General features: G+C 47.8%; 8 protein-coding genes. 1 reads left to right on the forward strand and 7 read right to left on the reverse strand.

The genetic code is table 11. The features are described from left to right. Nucleotides 1–14: 14 nt before the first annotated feature. The 6 genes from gvpT to HCN83_RS09820 all read right to left on the reverse strand — a co-directional run bounded on the left by gvpT (nt 15) and on the right by HCN83_RS09820 (nt 4,505). Nucleotides 15–644 (reverse strand): YtxH domain-containing protein, encoded by a 630-nt coding sequence (gene gvpT / locus HCN83_RS09795; RefSeq protein WP_168006774.1) that lies wholly within the window; start codon nt 642–644, stop codon nt 15–17. Between the two features lie 20 nt (nt 645–664). Beyond that, nucleotides 665–1,063: a hypothetical protein gene (locus tag HCN83_RS09800; protein WP_168006776.1), complete on the reverse strand. Its 399-nt coding sequence runs from the start codon at nt 1,061–1,063 to the stop codon at nt 665–667. 366 nt (nt 1,064–1,429) lie between these two features. After that, nucleotides 1,430–2,809 carry a 23S rRNA (uracil(1939)-C(5))-methyltransferase RlmD gene (gene rlmD / locus HCN83_RS09805; RefSeq protein ID WP_168006778.1) on the reverse strand — a complete coding sequence of 460 codons (1,380 nt, stop codon included), beginning with the start codon at nt 2,807–2,809 and terminating at the stop codon, nt 1,430–1,432. 14 nt (nt 2,810–2,823) lie between these two features. After that, nucleotides 2,824–3,699, reverse strand: coding sequence for a DNA-3-methyladenine glycosylase (locus tag HCN83_RS09810; RefSeq protein ID WP_168006780.1), 876 nt, complete (start codon nt 3,697–3,699; stop codon nt 2,824–2,826). Nucleotides 3,700–3,704: 5 nt separating this feature from the next. Further along, nucleotides 3,705–4,328, reverse strand: a complete 624-nt coding sequence (locus tag HCN83_RS09815) for a histidine phosphatase family protein (RefSeq protein WP_168006782.1) — start codon at nt 4,326–4,328, stop codon at nt 3,705–3,707. Nucleotides 4,329–4,334: 6 nt separating this feature from the next. Further along, nucleotides 4,335–4,505: an SE1561 family protein gene (locus HCN83_RS09820; RefSeq protein ID WP_168006784.1), complete on the reverse strand. Its 171-nt coding sequence runs from the start codon at nt 4,503–4,505 to the stop codon at nt 4,335–4,337. 181 nt (nt 4,506–4,686) lie between these two features. On the opposite strand from HCN83_RS09820, the gene yfkAB reads away from it, so the two are divergent. Next, nucleotides 4,687–5,820, forward strand: coding sequence for a radical SAM/CxCxxxxC motif protein YfkAB (gene yfkAB / locus HCN83_RS09825; RefSeq protein ID WP_168006786.1), 1,134 nt, complete (start codon nt 4,687–4,689; stop codon nt 5,818–5,820). 258 nt (nt 5,821–6,078) lie between these two features. Here yfkAB and HCN83_RS09830 read toward each other — a convergent pair whose 3' ends face one another. Next, a complete protein-coding gene (locus tag HCN83_RS09830; protein WP_168006788.1) occupies nt 6,079–6,267 on the reverse strand; it encodes a hypothetical protein in 189 nt (62 codons plus the stop codon). Nucleotides 6,268–6,351: the final 84 nt, after the last annotated feature.

Here is a 6,351-nt window from a genome sequence, read left to right on the forward strand (position 1 = left end):
CTCCTTTTTTGTTTCTATTTCTTTTTGGAGGATCCGGACTTTCCTTCTACTTCGGTTTCTTTTCCGGATCCGCTCTCATCATCTTCTTCCTCTTCTTCATCACTTTCGGACTCATCGGCTTCTTCGTCGCTATCTTCTTCGTCCTCTTCCTCATCGGAGGATTCCGAACTCGATGCGATAAGCTTTTCCAGCTTCTCTTCCAGGCTGTTAATCCGGTCCTTCAGCTGTTCGTTTTCTTCTTCTGTACTGCTTTTATTGTTGCTTTCTTCGTCAACTGACTCTTCTTCCGTTTCTTCCGTTTCTTCTGACTCATCCGCTTCTTCGTTATCTTCGCTATTTTCGTTATCGCTGTCGTTTGCGCCGAGAAGCTTTTTCATCGGTTCTTTCACTTTTTCTTTCAGCGACCCGCCTGAACCGGACGCCTTTTCCTTCAGCTTTTCAGTAAGGCTTGCACTTTTCTTTTTCCATTCTTCTTTGTCAATCGTTTCCCACTTATCCATCAGTTTTTCACGATTTTTAGGGCTGAAATAGTAGCCGGCGGCGCCGCCGATAACGGCTCCTACAAATGTAGATTTAATCGTTCCCGGCCCTTTGCTGCCGGATTCGTTTTCCTGCTGCTTCTCATCTTTTTCTTCTTCTGCCATAATAAATTACCGCCTTTCGATTATTTTTTATCTGCGAGGTCTGATACCATTTTTTCCAGCCGGTCCAACCTGTCGTTCAAGTCACTGTCGCTGCTGTCGCTCTCTTTATCGCCGGAATCGCTTCCGGAACCAAGCAACTTGTCCTTGCCTGCCTCCATCAGCTTTTGAGCCGGCCCGCTTTCCATATTCTGAAAATAGCCGTCGACTTGTTTACGGAGATTGTTTGAAGCTTGTTCGATCAGCATATCCTGAAGCGTGCGTCTCATTTGAAAACCAAGCGCCCGAGCAGCTTCTGTTTTCGCTGCTTTGGAAAGCAGCGTGCGCGCCCCTTTGCTGCTGGATAAAAATCCAATTCCGGCACCAATAAGGGAACCTGTAAGTACGTAATTTTTATCGTTGCTTTTTTGTTCTTCCGACATGCCGTACCCTCCTTCGATAATGACAATTAATGTCCTATACCACTTCCTGTCTGAAATTATGCAGAAATGAAGGTAAATATTCCTTTTAAATATTCTTTTATACAATATATCGTTAGTTCATAGGGTGATTAACTTCTGTATAACGAACGTTAATGAACAAAAAGTAACTAATGAATTATTTTTTAATATAAAACAGCACCTAGTTCGTTTTATAAGACTTTCGTGAACATTGTTATTATTTTATTGCAAACCAGAACTTATCAGCTCCTCTACATGTTTTCCGAATGGTTAAACGCGGATACAAAAAAGAGCGGCCCCGGCAGCTGGAGTCGCTCTCTTACAATCGGATTTCTGTTCATTTTATGCTTAAGCTTGAACGAACGAGGCCACGGTTTCAACCTGGGCCGTATGCGGAAACATATCAACCGGCTGCAGAGATTCAAGCTGATAGCTTCCTTTCTCTGCGAGTACGGCTGCATTTTTTGCAAGCGTTGATGGATTGCACGATACGTAGATAAGCCTTTTTGGCTTCGTTTTCGTGATCGTTTTAAGCAGTGATTCATCAAGACCGGTCCTCGGCGGGTCTACGATAATAACATCTGCCTTCCAGCCTTCTTTTTCCCAGGCCGGAAGAATAGTTTCAGCACGGCCGGTTTCGAATGTAAGGTTGTCCAGTCCGTTCAGTTCAGCGTTACGTCTGGCATCTTCTACCGCGTCCTGAATCGTATCCATTCCTCTGACCTCACGTGCCTGAGCCGCTGCCCAGATGCCAATCGTTCCGGTTCCGCAGTAAGCGTCCACTACATGTTCCGAGCCGGTAAGTCTGGCCGCCTTAACTGCTTCATTATAAAGCGTAATCGTCTGGGACGGGTTCAGTTGAAAAAATGCTCTTGCAGAAAGTTCAAATATGTTTCCGGAAAGGGTCTCCCGGATAGCTGAATCTCCTGCAAGCAGAAGGCTTTTTTCTCCAAATACGAGCGGTGTCTTCTTTTCATTAATATTTTGCACGATCGATTTTACCTGCGGGAGACGGTCGCGGATTTCAGAAAGAAACGCTTTTTTCTCGGGAAACGTTTCTGCAGCCGTCACGATGACGAGCTGAGTTTCATCTGTATAAAATGCCTGCCGGGTTACGATCGTCCGCAGAAAACCTTTATGCTTTTTAGGATGATAAATAGAAATTCCACACGCATCGGCCGCCGCTTTGACTTCGTTGGTAACGTGATCAATCGTCTCGTGCTGGACGATACAGGCATCGATGTTCAACAGTCGATTGCTATGCTTCTCGTACAATCCTGCTATCACTCTTCCATTCAGCATTCCGGCCTGCATCTGCCCTTTATTCCGGTATCGCCAGGGATGCTCCATCCCTATCGTCTCTTTTAAGATAGGATCCGTTTTAATCGATGTATAGCGTTCAAATGACTGCCGGACGATATCCTGCTTCTCCCGCAGCTGAGCGTCGTAAGTCAGATGCTGCAGCTGACATCCTCCGCACCGGTCATAAACTGGACAGGGTGCTTTTTGTCTGTCAGAGGAAGGTTTACGAATCTTCACGAGCTTAGCCCGGGCAAATTTCGGAGAAACACTGACTGTCTCACAGACGATTTCTTCGCCCGGCAGTGCACCGTCAACGAAAACAACTTGCTTTTTAAAAAATCCCACACCTTCTCCGTCTATGCCGAGCCGTTTAATTGTAAGCGGAAAACGCTGGCCTTTCTTTATCGTTACCTGCTTTTGAGCCATGGTCATTCTCCTTTCTATGATGGCGGACTTTCAATGCTCTCCCATAAGTACAGGGCAGCGTATGTCCGATAAGGAGGCCACGCTTTTGCAACTTCATCCAGTTCATCCGCAGTCGGCTTCCGGTCCATATCGTGAAGCTTTTTCCAGCCGTTTTGAATACCAATATCCTGTACCGGGAATAAATCAAGTTCACCTAACCCGAACATCAGAAAGTTTTCGGCAGTCCAGCGTCCGATTCCGCGCACTGCTTTCAGAGCAGCGATCGCCTCTTCTGTATTTGTCCGGGCAAGCTGATCGAGCGACAGAGTGCCATTTGCGATGAGCTTGGAAGTGTCTATGACATACTCGGCTTTCCTCCCGCTGAATTGAAGCTGTCTCAAATCAGCGACTTCAAGGGATGCGGTCGTTTCCGGATACGGATAAAACCAGACACCGCTCTTCTCAAAACCGACTTCATGCACAAACCTGGTACTCAGCGTAAAGGCAAACGTCATGTTCAGCTGCTGGTGAATGATGGTTTTCATCAGAGAACCGTACGTTTGAAAATCACACACAAACGGTGTATGCCGAAATTCCTGAAAAAGCGGATCCAGTTCCGTCTTTTTGAAGGAATCAGCCACTGCATCCAAATCCGTATTCCATTGAAAGAGACGAGCGATTTCTGCAGCAACTGCTTTCCCATCTGCCTGCTCCCACTCCAGTTGAAAAACCGGTTTATCCGACGATCCTGTTTGCTGCAACCGCACCGGAACCGGCTTCTGATCGATCCAAAGCGGTACGAATAGTTCCTGATGAGTATGATCGATGCGAAGCAGCGGATCGATCGATAAGCGCTTCAATGCCTGATCAAACCGATACGGTTTTGAAAGTTTAACCGTTGTCGTGGCCACGTCGATCAGCTCCTTTTCATGTCAGCTTCTGTATGGACCGTGCTGTTGACGAAATGAAAATAAGCAGCTCCATTGTTTCGAAGCTCTATTTTCGTAATCCCGGTATTCGCGATCACATACGGATTGTGTACATGTGTCCAGCTATCACCAGCCGAAAGATACGTCAGTAGAATACTGATAAACCCACCGTGAGAAACGGCTGCAAGGACCGCGCTTTCCTGATGGGAGGAGAGCAGCTGCACGAGCTTTCTGCATCGTTCCGTCAGGCTTTCAAAACTTTCTGTGCCGGCTATGCCGGAGGCTGCAAGCCTTTTTTCTTTCAGCTCCGGATACGCTGCAAGTATCTCATGTTTCGTTCTTCCTTCAAGCGGTCCAAGAGCCGCTTCCCTTAACAGCGGTGTTGTCGCAACACGTACATCGCGCGATTCTGCCAGGTAATCCGCCGTCCGCGAAGCCCGCTGGAGATCACTGGCGTAAATGGCATCTATATGCACCTGCTTCATCCAGGCTGCTGCTGCTTTCCCTTCCTTCTTTCCAAGAGAAGAGAGAGGATAATCAGACTGACCTTGAATGATACCGCCTGCATTCGCTTCGGACTGGCCGTGACGGATCAGATAAATCGTCGGCATGAACGTTCACTCCTCTTCGCTGCGATACTGGCGGCACTTTTCCTCAAGCTCTTCCAGCATGGCAATCATCCGGTCGATGTCCTCCACCTCTGTACGTTCAGGATCCAGCTGATCCACCATATGCGAGAGCCTTTCCATCCGGTCATGCAGGCTCGTCCATTTTTCCTGTTTGTTCATGTCTGTGATGCTCCTTTCTTTATCCAATGTCCTATTTTATCACGCAGACGAAGAAACTCAATTATATTCCCCTGCACTCTTTGCGAAAAATCTCCTGCTAACAGACTGGAACTGTTAAACTATGTATGGCAGTATTACTCCTGCTTTGAAATCAGATAATAAAAGCAGAAAGGACGATAGCATGGCGAACATAACGACCATTTCACCGGCGTTTGATCCCTGGGAAGCTTATATGGATCAAACCGAATTTGGCCGGGCGGTCTTATCAAACATAGAAATTACGACGACAAACCTTTGTAACATGCGCTGTGAGCATTGTGCTGTCGGGTACAGCCTGCAGCAGAAAGATCCGGATGCACTTTCATTTGAGCAGATTAAGAACAGTCTTGATACTGTACCATTTCTGCGAGCATTCAGCATCACCGGCGGAGAGCCGATGCTGAACATGAAATCCGTACGAAACTATGTCGTTCCGCTGCTCCGCTATGCCCATGAGAGAGGCGCACGCACGCAAATTAATTCAAATTTAACGATGCCGCTGAAACGATATGAGGAAATCCTTCCTTTTCTGGACGTCCTTCACATTTCACACAATTACGGCAGCGTTGACGATTTTTCGGATATCGGGTTCGCTGTTATGGAGAAAAAGCCGCCGGAGCAGGTCAGGGAAAAAGCGTTTCATACGATGGTGGAAAACAGCCTCGAACTCAGCCGCCGGGGTGTGATGATTTCAGCTGAAACGATGCTCAATAAGCGAACATTGCCTCACCTTGAGTCTATTCACGAGCAAATTGTATCGATGGGCGCTTCCAGGCACGAAGTTCACCCTATGTATCCGACCAGCTTTGCTTCACATCTGGAAACTTCTTCACTGGATGAAATAAGAGAAGGGATTCACCGCCTTCTCGATGTTCGTGATAAAAGCCTCTGGATGCTGTTCGGTACACTTCCATTTTACGCCTGCAGCTCTGACGAACGGGATTTGGAACTGCTGAAGCGGCTTCAGTCAGAGCCGAATGTGACGGTCCGTAATGATCCTGACGGCCGGTCCCGTTTGAATCTGAACATTTTCGACGGATCGATTCACGTCACCGATTTTCATGCTGACGGAGAGCTCGGAACGATATTCGATCACACGCTTCCGGAAGCCTTCCAACAATGGCAGCAGTCTGCTACGGCGGCTTCTCTCTCCTGTCATTGTCCGGCAGTCTCCTGCCTCGGTCCGAACCTGCTTGTAAAAAATACGTACTACCCGGAAGCCGATTTTCAAAATCGTAAAGCTGCGATTTCGTACGATCAGCCGCACGTTTACTGATAACTGTGCCAGCTACTGTTTTTATAATCAATAAGAAACACGCAGAGGGTCTTTCCTCTGCGTGTTTTCAGAGTGTTGATAACGTAATTTCAGGTGAATAACCTTGCATCTGCGGACACTCGCTTTCCGGAGGGAACGGCCTCGGCTTTCGCCTCGTTCTGAGCCTCTCGGAGTCGAGGTCCTCCGATTTAGCAGCTGGCTGTCCGGTTGAAACCCTGGTGATGGTTCACACGAGCTTGTTCCATATAGAGGGAACCTTTAGTTAGGAAACGCTTCGATGTCGAATCGGGATGCCAGTTCGTCAACGTATCCACCAAAAAAGCCGCAGCGTCTAGCGATTGGGACGTTTTTCTCCATCAAACAAATCCATTTCCCTTTTGTGTCCGGCGTGCCCGTGGAAGCCGCGCAGCCTGAAGATTCCGTGCCGTTCAGATCTGCGAACGGCATCAACGCACGAGCGGAGCCGGACTGGCTTTTGACGGTTTCTTGTAAGAAACTTGCGTCCGAGTGAAGCCTCATAGCCGTTCGATC

Source organism: Alkalicoccus luteus (assembly GCF_012034335.1).
In the GTDB taxonomy this organism is placed as follows: domain Bacteria; phylum Bacillota; class Bacilli; order Bacillales; family Salisediminibacteriaceae; genus Alkalicoccus; species Alkalicoccus luteus_A.